We start from the raw sequence: 306 nt of genomic DNA on the forward strand, positions 1-306 counted from the left end.
CGATGTCCTACTCTCACATGGGGAGACCCCACACTACCATCGGCGCTATTGCGTTTCACTTCTGAGTTCGGCATGGGATCAGGTGGGTCCACAATGCTATGGTCGCCAAGCAAATTTGGTAAAGCTTTCTAAATATATAGAAAACTTTAATAATCTGGATTGCTGACCTAAATAAAAGTTCACACACATTCAATGTTCTTGCATTGAGTCCACAAAACCCCTTGGGTGTTGTATGGTTAAGCCTCACGGGCAATTAGTACAGGTTAGCTCAACGCCTCACAACGCTTACACACCCTGCCTATCAAC

The 306-nt window shown here is 45.1% G+C and carries 1 rRNA gene; it reads right to left on the minus strand.

Going from position 1 to position 306, the window contains the following annotated elements:
* Positions 1–110, minus strand: a 5S ribosomal RNA gene (rrf, locus tag AACW90_RS23005); the annotation flags it as partial.
* Positions 111–306 lie beyond the last annotated feature (196 nt).

This window comes from Vibrio frigidus, from assembly GCF_042465995.1.
Taxonomy (GTDB): Bacteria; Pseudomonadota; Gammaproteobacteria; order Enterobacterales; family Vibrionaceae; genus Vibrio.